The 13,194-nt window shown below is 74.9% G+C and carries 13 protein-coding genes; 7 read left to right on the forward strand and 6 right to left on the reverse strand.

Annotation, left to right across the window (positions count from 1 at the left end; genetic code table 11):
- Positions 1 to 5 precede the first annotated feature (5 nt).
- Positions 6 to 812: a cobalt-precorrin-6A reductase gene (locus ACIBW6_RS15550; RefSeq protein ID WP_399059837.1), complete on the reverse strand. Its 807-nt coding sequence runs from the start codon at positions 810 to 812 to the stop codon at positions 6 to 8.
- 11 nt (positions 813 to 823) lie between these two features.
- Between ACIBW6_RS15550 and ACIBW6_RS15555 the strand changes: the two genes are divergently transcribed.
- Positions 824 to 1,939 carry a cobalt-precorrin-5B (C(1))-methyltransferase gene (locus ACIBW6_RS15555; RefSeq protein WP_399059838.1) on the forward strand — a complete coding sequence of 372 codons (1,116 nt, stop codon included), beginning with the start codon at positions 824 to 826 and terminating at the stop codon, positions 1,937 to 1,939.
- 494 nt (positions 1,940 to 2,433) lie between these two features.
- On the opposite strand, the gene cobM is transcribed toward ACIBW6_RS15555, so the two are convergent.
- A complete protein-coding gene (cobM, locus tag ACIBW6_RS15560) occupies positions 2,434 to 3,183 on the reverse strand; it encodes a precorrin-4 C(11)-methyltransferase (RefSeq protein WP_399059839.1) in 750 nt (249 codons plus the stop codon).
- A 13-nt stretch (positions 3,184 to 3,196) separates the two neighbouring features.
- Positions 3,197 to 4,474, reverse strand: a complete 1,278-nt coding sequence (gene cbiE, locus ACIBW6_RS15565) for a precorrin-6y C5,15-methyltransferase (decarboxylating) subunit CbiE (RefSeq protein ID WP_399059840.1) — start codon at positions 4,472 to 4,474, stop codon at positions 3,197 to 3,199.
- Between the two features lie 111 nt (positions 4,475 to 4,585).
- Here cbiE and ACIBW6_RS15570 point away from each other — a divergent pair, with 111 nt between their 5' ends.
- On the forward strand, positions 4,586 to 4,996 hold the full coding sequence (locus ACIBW6_RS15570) for a bleomycin resistance protein (protein ID WP_399059841.1): 411 nt from the start codon (positions 4,586 to 4,588) through the stop codon (positions 4,994 to 4,996).
- A 136-nt stretch (positions 4,997 to 5,132) separates the two neighbouring features.
- Positions 5,133 to 7,514, forward strand: a complete 2,382-nt coding sequence (locus ACIBW6_RS15575) for a hypothetical protein (protein WP_399059842.1) — start codon at positions 5,133 to 5,135, stop codon at positions 7,512 to 7,514.
- A 39-nt stretch (positions 7,515 to 7,553) separates the two neighbouring features.
- On the opposite strand, the gene ACIBW6_RS15580 is transcribed toward ACIBW6_RS15575, so the two are convergent.
- Complete coding sequence (locus tag ACIBW6_RS15580) at positions 7,554 to 8,489, reverse strand: LysR family transcriptional regulator (RefSeq protein ID WP_399059843.1); 936 nt, start codon at positions 8,487 to 8,489, stop codon at positions 7,554 to 7,556.
- Positions 8,490 to 8,571: 82 nt separating this feature from the next.
- On the opposite strand from ACIBW6_RS15580, the gene ACIBW6_RS15585 reads away from it, so the two are divergent.
- On the forward strand, positions 8,572 to 9,798 hold the full coding sequence (locus ACIBW6_RS15585; protein WP_399059844.1) for an MFS transporter: 1,227 nt from the start codon (positions 8,572 to 8,574) through the stop codon (positions 9,796 to 9,798).
- On the opposite strand, the gene ACIBW6_RS15590 is transcribed toward ACIBW6_RS15585, so the two are convergent.
- Positions 9,761 to 10,117 carry a DUF397 domain-containing protein gene (locus ACIBW6_RS15590; RefSeq protein WP_399059845.1) on the reverse strand — a complete coding sequence of 119 codons (357 nt, stop codon included), beginning with the start codon at positions 10,115 to 10,117 and terminating at the stop codon, positions 9,761 to 9,763. The two genes, ACIBW6_RS15585 and ACIBW6_RS15590, sit on opposite strands and share 38 nt — an antisense overlap.
- On the reverse strand, positions 10,077 to 10,925 hold the full coding sequence (locus ACIBW6_RS15595; protein WP_399059846.1) for a Scr1 family TA system antitoxin-like transcriptional regulator: 849 nt from the start codon (positions 10,923 to 10,925) through the stop codon (positions 10,077 to 10,079). Before ACIBW6_RS15595 ends, ACIBW6_RS15590 begins: the two co-directional genes overlap by 41 nt.
- A gap of 112 nt (positions 10,926 to 11,037) precedes the next feature.
- Between ACIBW6_RS15595 and ACIBW6_RS15600 the strand changes: the two genes are divergently transcribed.
- From ACIBW6_RS15600 to ACIBW6_RS15610, 3 genes are all read left to right on the forward strand, one after another.
- Positions 11,038 to 11,430 (forward strand): ATP-binding protein, encoded by a 393-nt coding sequence (locus ACIBW6_RS15600; RefSeq protein WP_399059847.1) that lies wholly within the window; start codon positions 11,038 to 11,040, stop codon positions 11,428 to 11,430.
- An 85-nt stretch (positions 11,431 to 11,515) separates the two neighbouring features.
- Entirely contained in the window at positions 11,516 to 12,382 is an 867-nt protein-coding gene (locus ACIBW6_RS15605) for a ParA family protein (protein WP_399059848.1), read from the forward strand.
- Positions 12,382 to 13,194, forward strand: coding sequence for a ParB/RepB/Spo0J family partition protein (locus ACIBW6_RS15610; RefSeq protein ID WP_399059849.1), 813 nt, complete (start codon positions 12,382 to 12,384; stop codon positions 13,192 to 13,194). The genes ACIBW6_RS15605 and ACIBW6_RS15610 overlap by 1 nt, the downstream gene beginning before the upstream one ends.

Raw genomic sequence — 13,194 nt, forward strand, 5'->3', positions numbered from 1 at the left:
CCCGGCTATCCGGCGGCCGGGGCGGCGAAGGCCCGGGCCCAGGTGGCGGCCGCCTCGACGGTGGTCGCCACCGGCACGCCGCCGGGGGCGGGCGGGCGGCGTACGACGATCACCGGGATGCCCGCCTCCCGGGCCGCCGTCAGCTTCGGGGCGGTCGCGGCGCCGCCGCTGTCCTTGGTGACCAGGACGTCGATGCGGTGCCGGGCGATGAGCGCGCGCTCCCCCTCCAGGGTGAAGGGGCCCCGGTCGAGCAGCAGCTCCATGGAGCGCGGGACGGGCGGCTGCGGGGCGTCGACCGTGCGGACCAGGAAGAACGCGTCGTCGACGGGGGCGAACGTGGCGAGACCGAGCCGCCCGGTGGTCAGGAAGACCCGGCGGCCCGCCCCCGGCAGGGCCCGTGCCGCCTGCGCCAGTGAGGTGACCTCCCGCCAGTCGTCGCCGTCACCCGGGACCCAGGAGGGCCGGCGCAGCGCCAGCAGGGGAACATGGGTGGTGGCGGCCGCCTCGGCCGCATGGGAACTGATCGTCTCGGCGAAGGGATGCGTGGCGTCGATGACCGCGTCCACGGCGTGTTCGCGCAGCCATGCGGTGAGCCCCGCCGTGCCGCCGAACCCGCCGATCCGCACCTCGCCCGGCGGCAGCCGGGGCGCGGCGACCCGGCCCGCGAGCGAGCTGGTCAGGCGCAGCCCGGGGTGGGTGCCGAGCGTCTCGGCGAGCCGCCGGGCCTCCGTGGTGCCGCCCAGGACGAGCACGTGCGCCGGGAGCGGCCCCGGCGGCGGCTGCGGCGCGGGCGGCGGAGGCGTGGGATGCATCGGGGGGCTCCATGAGTGACGTGCCGGAGGCGAAGGGCGGGCGCGGCGCCCAACTCAAGCACACCGGTCTGCGGCCCGGCTGGACCACGGGGGCCTGCGCGACGGCCGCGACGACCGCCGCGTACACGGCGCTGCTGACCGGTCGCTTCCCGGACCCGGTGACGATCACGCTGCCGAAGGGGCAGACGCCCGCGTTCGCGCTCGCCGTGGAGGCGCATGACGCGGGGTCGGCGACGGCGGGCGTGGTGAAGGACGCGGGCGACGACCCGGACGTGACGCACGGGGCGCTGGTACGGGCCACGGTGCGGCTGCTGCCCGCCGGGTCCGGCGTCGTCTTCCGGGCGGGTCCCGGTGTCGGCACCGTCACCCGGCCAGGACTGCCGCTCGACGTCGGGGAGCCCGCGATCAACCCGGTGCCGCGGCAGATGATCCGGGAGCATGTGGCGCGGGTCGCGGCGGAGTGCGGCGGGGGCGGCGACGTGGAGGTCACCCTCTCCATCGACCACGGCGAGGAGATCGCCCGCTCCACGTGGAACCCGCGGCTCGGCATCCTCGGCGGGCTCTCCGTCCTCGGCACCACCGGGATCGTCGTGCCGTACTCCTGCTCGGCGTGGATCGACTCGATCCGGCGCGGGGTGGATGTGGCGCGGGCGGCGGGCCGGACCCATGTCGCCGGGTGCACGGGGTCCACGTCGGAGCGGACCGTGGTGCGGGAGTACGGGTTGCCGGAGGACGCCCTGCTGGACATGGGGGACTTCGCGGGGGCCGTCCTGAAGTACGTCCGGCGGCATCCGGTGGAGCGGCTCACGCTGTGCGGGGGGTTCGCGAAGCTGTCGAAGCTGGCGGCGGGCCATCTCGACCTGCACTCGGGGCGGTCGCAGGTGGACAAGGGGTTTCTGGCGGAGCTTGCGGTGCGGGGTGGGGCGGGGCCGGAGTTGGCGGCGTCCATCGCCGCCGCGAATACGGGGTTGGCGGCGTTGCAGCTCTGTGCGGGGGCGGGGGTTCCGCTCGGTGATCTGGTGGCGGCGGAGGCTTGTCGCCAGGCCCAGCTCGTCCTGCGGGAGGCGCCCGTCGCGGTGGATGTCCTCTGCATTGACCGGGCCGGGGCGATTGTGGGCCGGAGCTGAGCAGTTACTCGGCCGCGGCCCGGCGGGGGCTGGTCGCGCAGTTCCCCGCGCCCCTGAAAGGCGCACTCCGCGCGCCCCCGTTTTCGGCCGCCGGTCCGGTGGGGGTTCTCGCGCCGTTCCCCGCGCCCCTGAGAGGCGCACTGCGTGCGCCCCGTTTTCGGCTGCCGGTCCGGTGGGGGTTCTCGCGCCGTTCCCCGCGCCCCTGAGAGGCGCACTGCGTGCGCCCCGTTTTCGGCTGCCGGTCCGGTGGGGGTTCTCGCGCAGTTCCCCGCGCCCCTGAGAGGCGCACTTCGTGCGGCCTCTCGTCGGGCGCCCATGGGGCTGCGGCGGAGCCGCATGCTCCGGGGGCGCGGGGAACTGCGCGACCAGCCACGACGCGAGCCGCACGCACCACGAGGACCAGCCCGGCAGATACTCAGGGGCGCGGGGAACTGCGCGGCCCGCCCCCACCGGGCGGGCAGACGAGTGAAATCAGCCCCTCCGGCGCCCCGGGCTCAGCACGCGTGCCGGTCGCGTTCCGACGAGTAGAGGTGACTGTCACGGAACTGCTCCGCCCCAAGCGTCCGCCCCACCAAAATCACCGCCGTACGCAGCACCCCGGCCGCTGCCACCCGCTCCGCGATGTCCCCGAGCGTCCCCCGCAACACCACCTCCTCGGGCCGGCTGGCGTACGCCACGACCGCCGCCGGGCACCCGGCCCCGTAATGCGGCAGCAACTCACCCACGATCCGGTCGACATAGCGGGCGCCGAGGTGCAGCACGAGCAGCGCCCCGCTCGCCCCGAGCGTCGCCAGATCCTCCCCCGCCGGCATGGGCGTGGCCTGCTGCGCGACCCGGGTCAGGATGACCGTCTGCCCGACCGTCGGCACGGTCAGCTCCCGCTTCAGCGCCGCCGCGGCCGCCGCGAACGCCGGTACCCCGGGCACCACCTCGTACGGGATGCCCGCCGCGTCGAGCCGCCGCATCTGCTCGGCGACGGCGCTAAACACGGACGGGTCGCCCGAGTGCAACCGCGCCACGTCGTGCCCGGCGGCATGGGCCGCGACCAACTCCGCCTCGATGGCGTCGAGATCGAGCTGCGCGGTGTCGACGAGCCGCGCGTCCGGCGGGCACTCGGCGAGGAGTTCGCGGGGCACGAGCGAGCCCGCGTACAGGCACACCTGGCACGCGGCGAGGGTGCGCGCGCCGCGCACCGTGATGAGGTCGGCGGCGCCGGGGCCCGCCCCGATGAAGTACACGGTCATGGCTGTCCCGCCTCTAGAGTCCGGAGTCTTCCGCGGCTGCCGCCGCTGCCACGGCTGCCGCGGTCTTGGTCACCGACCACTGCGTGACCGGCATCGCCTGCCGCCACCCGGTGAAGCCGCCGACCGGCACGGCGTGCGCGACGGCCAGTTTCACGAGGTCGCCGCCGTGGCGCCGGTACCAGTCGGCGAGCAGCGCCTCGGACTCCAGCGTCACGGTGTTGGCGACGAGCCGCCCGCCCGCGGGCAGCGCCGCCCAGCACCGGTCGAGGAGACCAGGGGCGGTGAGCCCGCCACCGACGAAGACCGCGTCGGGCGTGGGCAGTCCGGCGAGCGCGTCCGGCGCCGGGCCGGTCACGACGGTCAGCTGCGGCACCCCGAGCCGGGCCGCGTTGCGCCCGATGCGCGCGGCCCGCTCCGGATCGCGTTCGACGGCGTACGCCCGGCACGAGGGGTGGGTGCGCAGCCATTCGACGCCGATGGAGCCGGAGCCGCCGCCCACGTCCCACAGGAGTTCACCGGGGGCGGGGGCGAGCGCGGCGAGGGTCGCGGCCCGCACGTGCCGCTTGGTGAGCTGCCCGTCGTTCTCGTACGCGGCGTCCGGCAGGCCGGGCACCGCGCCGAGCCGCAGCGCGCCGGGGTCGCGGCGGCAGTCGACCGCGATCACGTTCAGGGGGTCGGCGGGCCCGTGGTCCCACGTCGCGGCGGCACCGTCGTACGCCGCTTCGGCCTCGGTGCCCAGCTGTTCCAGGACGGTCAGCCGGCTGGGTCCGTAGCCGCGGTCGGTGAGCAGCGCGGCCACCTCGGCGGGGGTCGCGGCGCCCGCCGACAGGACGAGGACCCGGCGCCCGTCGTGCAGGGCGGCGGCGAGCCGGTCGGCGGGGCGGCCCACCAGGGTGACGGTCTCGGTCTCCTCGACGGGCCAGCCGAGCCGCGCGCAGGCGTAGGAGAGGGAGGACGGGTGCGGCAGCACGCGGACGGCGCCGGCGCCGGCGGTCTCGATCAGGGTCCGCCCGATCCCGTAGAAGAGCGGGTCGCCGCTGGCCAGGACGGCGAGGCGGCGGCCGGCGTACCGGGCGAGCAGGCCGGGCACGGCGGGCCGCAGCGGTGAGGGCCACGCCACCCGTTCCGCGGCGCACTCCTCGTCCGGCAGCAGCGCGAGCTGGCGGGGCCCGCCGATGACGGTCCCGGCGGCCCGCAGGGCGGCGCGGGACCCCTCGGGCAGTCCGGGCCAGCCGTCGGCGCCGATCCCGACGACGGTCACCTGGGGCGGCGCGGGGATCGTCGGAGTCACTGCCTGGTACCTCGTACGCGGTGCGTCATGCTCGGGAGGGTTACGTGTAGTCAAGGGAGCCGCACTCTATCGGGCGACATCGGCTCCCCCGCCGACGCCCCTGGAGCGCCGATGTCCCGTACCCCCCTCACCGGCCGCCTCGCCCCGATCATGCCGGGCCGCGACCTGGCGGCGACGGTCTCCTTCTACGCGCGGCTCGGCTTCGCCGCGGGGGACCACCACCCCGACGACGGGTATCTGATCCTCGTCCGGGACGAGGCCGAACTGCACTTCTTCCACGCCCCCGACACCGACCCGCTGACCACCGCGCACGCCGTGTACCTGCGGCTCGACGGCGGCGCGCACGTCGTGGACGCGCTGCACGCGGAGTGGCTGGCGACGGGCCTGAGCGAGGACCCGTACGCGACGCCGCGCCTCGTGGAGCCGGACGACACGGTGTACGGGATGCGGGAGTTCGCGCTCGTCGACCCGGACGGGAACCTGCTCAGGATCGGCGCCGTCCTGGAGGCGACGGAGGGCTGACGGCGCTCCGGCGCGGGCCCCGGCCGACGCGCCGCCGCCGCGTCCGGTCCGCGAAGCTGCCGCGCGCGCGGTGTTACCTCGGCACCACGGTGTCACCCCGGTCCGAGGTGACGGCAAGCGGGAGGTACGGGACGGCATGACGAGATACGGGACGGCGCGGGCCTGGGTCGTGTCCGCCGCGGTGCTCGGGGCCGCGGCCCTGCCGACGGCACAGGCGCGGGCCGGAGCCCCGGACGCGTTCGCGGCCAAGGACGCGGTCACGGCCCCGGCGCCGGACGTGGACACCGAGACGGAGACCGAGGCGGATGCGGAGGCCGAGGCCGAGGCCGGCACGGAAGCGCGCGCGGACGCCGACACCGCCGCCGGCACCGCCGCGGATACCGATTCCGATGCCGACGCCGACGCCGACAAGGTCCACGCGGCCGTCGTCTGGCCGGTCATGACGACCCCGCACGAGACGGCGGCGGCCCTCGGCTCGGGCGCGAGCGCGCAGGCCGTCTTCGACGACGACACCCTCGCGGGCCTGTTCGCGGCGGGCGGGCGGCTGCGCGAGGTCGTCGACGCGGGCAAGGGCCGCGAGGTCAGCTGGGTCCTCGACCCGGACCTGGTGCTCTCGGCGCAGGCCATGGCGGACGGGTACCGCCTCGCGGACAGCACCGGTTCCAGCAACCCGCAGGACAGCACGCGCGGCACCGGGCAGAGCGCCGCGCGCGCCTGGCTGGCCGCGCTGCGGGAGGCCGTCAAGGGCCGTGACGTGTGGCTGCTGCCGTACGCGGACACGGACCTGGCCTCCCTCGCCCGGCATCCGGGCCCGGACAGCGCCGCGCTGACCGAGGTCGTCGCGGGGCTCGCGGCCGACGCGAAGGAGCAGGTCGACCGGGCGCTCGGCACCGGGACGCGGACCGGCGTGGGCTGGCCGGCGGACGGGGCGCTCGACACGGCGATCACCCAACTGGGTACGGAGTTGGGGGTGGACCGGCTCCTCACCTCGGGCGAGGGCCTCACCCCGGCGGGCAAGGCCCCGGTCACCCTCGACACGGGCACGGACGCAGGCCCGGGCGTGGGCGACGACACCGGCACCGGCACGAGCAGCGGCCCGAGCGCCGCGAGCGGCGGTACCGGGAGCGGCGACGACGAGAAGGCGGGCCCGGCGGACGACCCGGGCGGAGCGGACCGGGCCCACGACCACGGCGGCGCAGGCCCAGCAGGCCGCGTGCCCGACGGAGCCGACGCGCCCCGAGCAGGCGCGCCGGCCGCGGCACACCAGCAGGCCCGGGCCGACGACGCCGACACCGACGCCACGAACGCCACCGACAAGGCCGACGCCACCGACAAGGCTGATGACGACGACAGCGGCGACGACGGAAAGGTCACCGCCCTCCCCTACGACCCCGGCATCACGACCGCCCTGGCCCGTATCCAGGACCCAGGCCCGGACCCGGAGGCCTCCCGGTCCCCGTCCCTGTCGCCCTCCCCCTTCCCGTCCGCGACGACGAGCACGACGCCCGGCATCGACGGCAGCACCGGACCCGGTACGGGTACGGGTACGGGTACGAGTCCCGGCGCGAGCCCGTCCACCTCCGGAAGTCCGTCCGCCTCAGCGAGCCCGTCCGCCTCCGCGAGCGGTGACGAGGCGGACGACACCCCCGACCCCGCCGCGGTCAAGCGCCTCACCGGCCTCCTCAAGAAGAACGCCCGGCCGGTCGTCGTCCCGCCGCGCGACCTGTCCGGGACGGCGGCGAACGCCCTCAAGGCCGCCCTCGACTCCGGCGCCGACGACGGCTGGCTCGACCTCGAAGGGCTCCGCAACGCCGACGACGACCCGGTGGAGGGCCGGGCGGCGGCGCCCGCGGCGTACCCGTCCGGCCTGCGCGCCGACGACCTCACCGCGGCGCAGCTCGGCGCCGTCGCCGACGACCTGGACCGGCTCGCCACCCTGGTGAAGGTGCTCGCCGACCCGAAGGGGACCACCGCGTCCGTGCACGCGGCGATGGCGCGGGCGCTCTCCACGGCCTGGCGCGCGCAGGACGACGCGGCGCAGAAGGCCTTCCAGCGGCGCACGTCCGGCTTCCTGACGACGTCCGTGGAGTCGCTGCGCCTCGTCCAGAAGACCACCCTGACCCTCACCTCCGGCGACTCCACCGTGCCGGTCACGGTCGACAACGGCCTGCAACAGCCGGTCGCGGGCCTGGAACTGCGCGTCTCCTCCAGCGACACGGAACGGCTCAAGGTCGACGACACGAAGCTGCCGGTGGAGGCGGCGGGCTCGGCGAGCCACACCACGCCCATCGACGTGACGGCGAAGGCCAACGGCAAGGCGCGGATCACCGCCCGCCTCTACACCCGCAGCGACGGCAAGCCGTGGGGCGAGCCGATGACGTTCGAGGTGGACGTCACGTCGGTGTCGACGGGCGCGATCTCCGTGGTGGCGGCGGGGGTCGTGCTCATCGTGCTGGCCGCGCTGTTCCGGATGCGCCGGGTCCGCAGGCGGCGGGCGCCGCAGCCCCCGGTGGAGTGACGGCCGCCTCGCGCGCGTTGCCCCGCGCCGGGCGGCGGTTCAGCGGGCCCAGGCCGGCACCCACGTGCCGGCCGCCCGGCGCGGCCCGCCGTACGCCCGCAGCAGGTGCGAGCGCAGGGCCGTGAGCCCCGGGTGCGGGTTGTCGTCCCGCCACAGCAGGGAGTGCGGGTAGACGGGGGTGGGCCGGTGGACGGGGACGGTCCGCAGGTCGAGTCCGGCCGGGTAGGCGAGCGGGGTGCGCGGGCCCATGAACGTGGCGACGTCCGCCGATTCCGCCACCGCCTGCAACAGGTGGTCGGTGCCGAAGTTCGGCCCGGCCGCGTCGATGGACAGGCCGAACTCCGCCGCCAGCGCCTCGTAGTACGCGGTCCATTCCGTGCCCGGGGTCAGGCTCGGCATCCAGATCCGGTGCCCGGCGAGCGCGGCCGGGGTGACGGTGCGGGCGTCCGCGAGCGGGTGGCCGGGGCCGGTGACCAGCAGGATGGGTTCGTCGGCGACGCGGGTGCTGCGCACGCCGGGCGGCAGCTGGTCCTCGGGGACCCGGCGGGCCCAGAACGCGGCGTCGACGCTCCCCTCGCGGACCGCGGCGAGGACGGTCTTCCCGGCGGCGCCGAGGGCCACGATGTCGAGCGGGAGCTGCGGGTGGTCGCGGTGGAAGTCCTGGACCAGCCCGGCGGTCATGGCACGGGTGCCCATCACGTCGACGCGCAGCGGGCGCCGCCCCGGCCGCACGGACGCGGTGGCCCGGTCCAGGGCGCGCAGGACGGCCTTGGCGTGCGGCAGGAAGGCCTGTCCGTCCAGGGTCGGCCGGGCGCCGCGCGGCACCCGCGTGAACAGCCGCACGCCGAGCTCCGCCTCCAGCGCCGCGATCCGCTTGGAGACGGCCTGCTGGCTGACGCCCAGCTCCTGCGCGGCCACCTGGAACTGCCCTTCCTCGGCGACGGCGACAAAGCTGCGTACGGCTTCGAGATCCACCTCTCCATACAACCACGGGTTGTACGCCGGGGCCGTGTCGGTTGTTTGCCGGGGCCGGGGCCGCGCCGCTTGGATCGCGGTCATGACGGGGATGCGGCTGGGCCGCGATTTCGGGTGGCTGTGGGCGGCGTTCGCGGTGAGCACGGCCGGTACGTGGCTGGCGCTGGACGCGTTCTCGCTGATCGCCGTCCTCGTGCTGGACAGCGGTACGGCGCAGGTGTCGTTCCTGGCGGCGGCCGGGCTCGCCGTCGGCGCGCTGCTCGCGGTGCCGCTGGGCCCGTGGATCGAGTTCCGCCGCAAGCGGCCCGCGATGATCGCCGCGGACCTGGTGCGGTGCGCGGCGCTGCTCACGCTGCCGCTCGCCTACGTCCTCGATGTCCTCGGCTTCACCCAGCTGGTGCTGGTCTCGGTGGTGGTGGCCGCGGCCGACATCGTCTTCAAGGCGGCGAGCGGCGCCCATCTGAAGGCGCTGGTCCCGGCGGACGGGCTGCTGGTGGCGAGCGCCCGGTTCGAGACGACGTCGTGGACGGCGACCGCGCTCGGCCCGCCGCTCGGCGGCGCCGCGATCAGCGCGTTCGGACCGCTGACGACGGTCGTCGGGGACGCGCTGAGCTACGTCCTGTCGGCGCTCGGCGTCCGCGCGATCCGCACCCCCGAACCGGTTCCCGCCGGGGGCGTCCGCGGCTTCCGGTGGGCCGAGGTCGGCGAGGGCTGGCGGTACCTGTGGCACCACCCCGAGCTGCGCGGCCTGTTCCTGAACACGGCGCTGGTGAACGCGCTGATCATGGTCGGCGCCCCGCTGATGGCGGTGCTGATGCTGCGCGAACTCGGCTTCGCCGTCTGGCAGTACAGCCTCGCGTTCAGCGTGCCGTGCCTCGGCGGGCTCGCCGGTTCGCGCCTCGCGCCCCGCCTGGTCCGCCGGTACGGGGCCCTGCGGGTGCTGCGGGTCAGCGGCGCCGCGCGGGCCTGCTGGCCGGTGGGCCTGGCGCTCACCGGGCCGGGGACGGGCGGGCTGCTCGTGGTGATGGCCGTCGAGTTCGGCCTCATCGCGTGCTGCGCCGTCTTCAACCCGGTGATGTCCCGCGAACGGCTCCAGCGGACCCCGTCGGACCGGGTGGCCCGGGTCCTGTCGGCGTGGAGCATCACGGGTACGACGGTGACCGCGGTGCTGACCCTGGCGTGGGGCGGCCTCGCGGCGGCGACCGGCACGCGGGAGGCGCTGGCCGCCGCCGGGGTCCTGTTGCTGGGTACGCCGGTGCTGCTCCGCGGGGCTACGCGGGCAGGGTCCCCTGCGCGGCAGCGTCCGTGAACGCGGTGAACGCGGTGCGACTGACGGCGAACACGGCGCCCTCGGGGTTCTTGGAGTCGCGGAGGGCGATGTGCCCCGCGGGGGTGGGGGCGAGTTCCAGGCATTCGCCGCCGGTGTTGCCGCTGTACGAGGACTTGAGCCAGGCCGCGCCGTCGAGGGGGGCGCACTCGATGCATTCGCCGCCAGCGTTGCCGCTGTACGAGGACTTGCGCCAGGCCGCGCCGTTCAGGGAGGCGCACTCGATACAGTCGCCGCCGGCGTTCCCGCTGTAACTCGACTTACGCCAAGCCGCGTTCACCAGATTCCGTGCGGTCTCCATAACGCTCCTCCATTACGCGGCTGATGAATGCGGCCGAGTCCTCTGCCGAGAGAGCCGTGGCCTGCAAGTGAGCGTAACGGAACGAACCATCCCTGACGGTTTCGGAGTTGGCCGTCGCATGGCCTTGAGCGAAGTCCTCGGTGTAGAGGAGGTCGGGGTCCGCCTCGAACCGCATGAGGCTGAACGACCCTGCCAGACTCGTGTGCTGACCGGCCTCGAACGGCAACACCTGCACACTCACATGCCGACTGTCCCGGAAGCTCAACAGGTGAGCCAGTTGATTCCACATGACCTCACGGCCACCGATCTTCCGGAGCAGCACGGCCTCGTCCAGCACCACCCACACCTGTGGCGGGTCCTCCCGGGTCAGCACCCGCTGGCGCTCCATCCGAGCGGCCACCAACTCGTCGGCGTTATCAGGCGGCGGGGTCCCGATCACCGCCCGCGCGTACGCCTCGGTCTGGAGCAGGCCGTAGACCACCTGCGCCTGATACGTGGACAGGTAGGCGGCCTGCGCCTCCATCCGGGCCATCTCCTGGAACCAGGTAGGCAACTGGCTCCGCAACACCAAGCCCACAAGCCGCCCAAACGCCCCGCCCGTCTCCAGAACGGAGTCCACCCGTTCGGCGAAGTCGCGGGTCGGGACCTTGTGGGCCGTCTCGATCTGGCCCACCAGGGACCCCGTGCAGAACAGCTTCGCGCCCAGCTGCGGCTGACTGAGCCCCGCCGCCTCACGCCAGTGCCGCAACTCCGAGCCGAAGTGGTCGAGCGGCGACGCGCTCGGGTCGAGTTGCCGGATATTGGGCATGGGCTCCCCCAACGAAAGTTACTGTCCGCTTCCGTGCGTAGCCGAGAGTAGCGACAACCCGTCAGGCTCGTCCTGTGAACGCTCAACTCGGCAGCGTTGGACAGGAGTTGTCATGCACCGCCACGCCATGGACTTCACCGTGGGCAGCCATTCGGCCCAGCACATCCGCCGCATCGTCCGGATCCACCTACGGCAGTGGGGCATGGCGGAGCTGACCGACGCGGCCGAACTGGCGCTCACGGAGCTGCTCGCGAACGTGGTGCGACACGTGCCGGGCCGGCACTGCACGCTGCTGATCCTGCGGCAGGACGGCGGCGTGCGCGTCGAGGTCGGCGATCCGGACCCGCGCCGGCCGGTCGTCCGGGCCCCCGAGCAGTGGGAGGAGGGCGGCCGGGGGCTGCTGCTCGTCCAGGCGGTCACCGACCGCTGGGGCGTACTGCCGAACCCGCCGGGCAAGACGGTCTGGTTCGAATGCGACGCGAAGGCGGGCACGGGGCGCACCTAGCGGCGTGTACACCGGCTCCGCGTCCCTCCGCACTGCCACAGTGACCACGAACAACCCCCCAAACCGTCCCAATAAGGGAGCATTCGTGGCCCACGTACACGTGATCCTCAACCAGAAGGGCGGCGTGGGAAAGTCCACGCTCGCCGTGAACCTGGCCGCCGTCACCGCCGACGTCCTCGGCGCGGGCCCGCGGCAGGACGGCGAGCACCCGCCCGTCGTCGCCGTCTCCATCGACCCGCAGGGCTCCGCCGTGTGGTGGTCCGAACGCGTCGGCGAGGGCCTGCCGTTCGACTTCGTGCAGGCCCACCACGACCTCGCGGGGCTCGCCGCCCTGTCCCGCATCCCGTCCGTGCAGCACGTCTTCGTCGACACCCCGGGCTGGCTCGACCTCGCCGAGGACGACGGCGCCGATCCGCTCGGCAAGGGCGCCGCCGCCGACGCCCTGCGCGCGGTGCTGTCCAGCGCGACCGACGTCATCGTCCCCGTCGAGCCCGAGCCGCTCGGTTTCCAGCCGACGCAGCGCACGGTGGAGCGGGTGGTGAAACCGCGCGGCCTGCCGTTCCGCGTCGTCATCAACAACTGGGACCCGCGTGACGGCAAGGCGGACCTGGAGCAGACCCGCGCCTTCGTCGAGGCCCAGGGCTGGCCGCTGGCCCGCGCCGTCGTACGCCACTACAAGCTGCACACGCGGGCCAGCGCCGACGGCCTGGTCGTCACCCAGTACGGCGCCAACCGCGTCGCCCTCCAGGCCCGCGAGGACTTCTTCCGGCTCGCCCTGGAGGTTGGCCTCGCCGCGATCCCCAAACCCGCCGCACCCCGCAAGGCCGCCGAGCCCGGTAAGGCCGCCCAGCCCGGTAAGGCCGCCCAGCCCGGTAAGGCCGCCGAGCCCCGCAAGGACAGCAAGGCCCGCACCGGAGGCAAGCGCCGCGGCAAGAGGAAGGTGCAGGCCTGATGGGACGCCGTACCGACCTGTCCTCGCTGCTGGCCGCGGGCGAACCCGAGCGGGTGCCCGCCGCGCCCGCGCGGCCCGTCACCGAGCCGCTGACCGTCCCCGTCACCGACCTCGCCGAGAACCCGGACAACCCCCGTCACGAACTGCGTGACCTGGACGGGCTCGCCGAGACCGTGCGCGAACGCGGCGTGCTCCAGGCGCTCGGCGTCGTCCCCGCCGCCGTCTTCCTCACCGCGCACCCGCACCACAAGAAGGCCGTCGGCGCCGCCCCCTACGTCGTGCTGCACGGCCACCGCCGCCTCGCCGCCGCCCGGATGGCCGGACTCGACGAGGTGCCCGTCCTCGTCCGCTCCGACGCCAGCCACAGCGACGAGGACGCGCTCATCGAGAACGTCCAGCGCGACGACCTCACCGAGCTGGAACAGGCCCAGGCCATCCAGGGCCTGATCACCGCCTACGGCTACTCGCAGCGCCAGGTCGCCGCCCGCATCGGCAAGACCCAGGGCTTCGTCTCGCAGCGGCTCTCCCTGATGAGGCTCCGGCCCGACCTGCAGGAGGCGCTCGCCGACGGCCGGGTCTCCGTCGAGGACGCCCGCCGCATCGCCCGCCTCCCCCAGGAGGACCAGCAGCTGCCCGGCCCGTACGGGGAGCTGCCCGCCGCCGTGCCCGCGGCCCGCACCGAGCGGCGGGGGCGCGATTACGGCGTAATCAGGATCGACAGCCGCGGGACGCCGGAGGAGGTGGCCGAGGCGCTGCGCCGGCACCTGGCCCCGGCCTCGCTGGAGCGGGTCGTGGAACTGCTCCGCCACTGA

The organism is Streptomyces sp. NPDC049813 (assembly GCF_044465085.1).
Classification (GTDB): Bacteria; Actinomycetota; Actinomycetes; order Streptomycetales; family Streptomycetaceae; genus Streptomyces.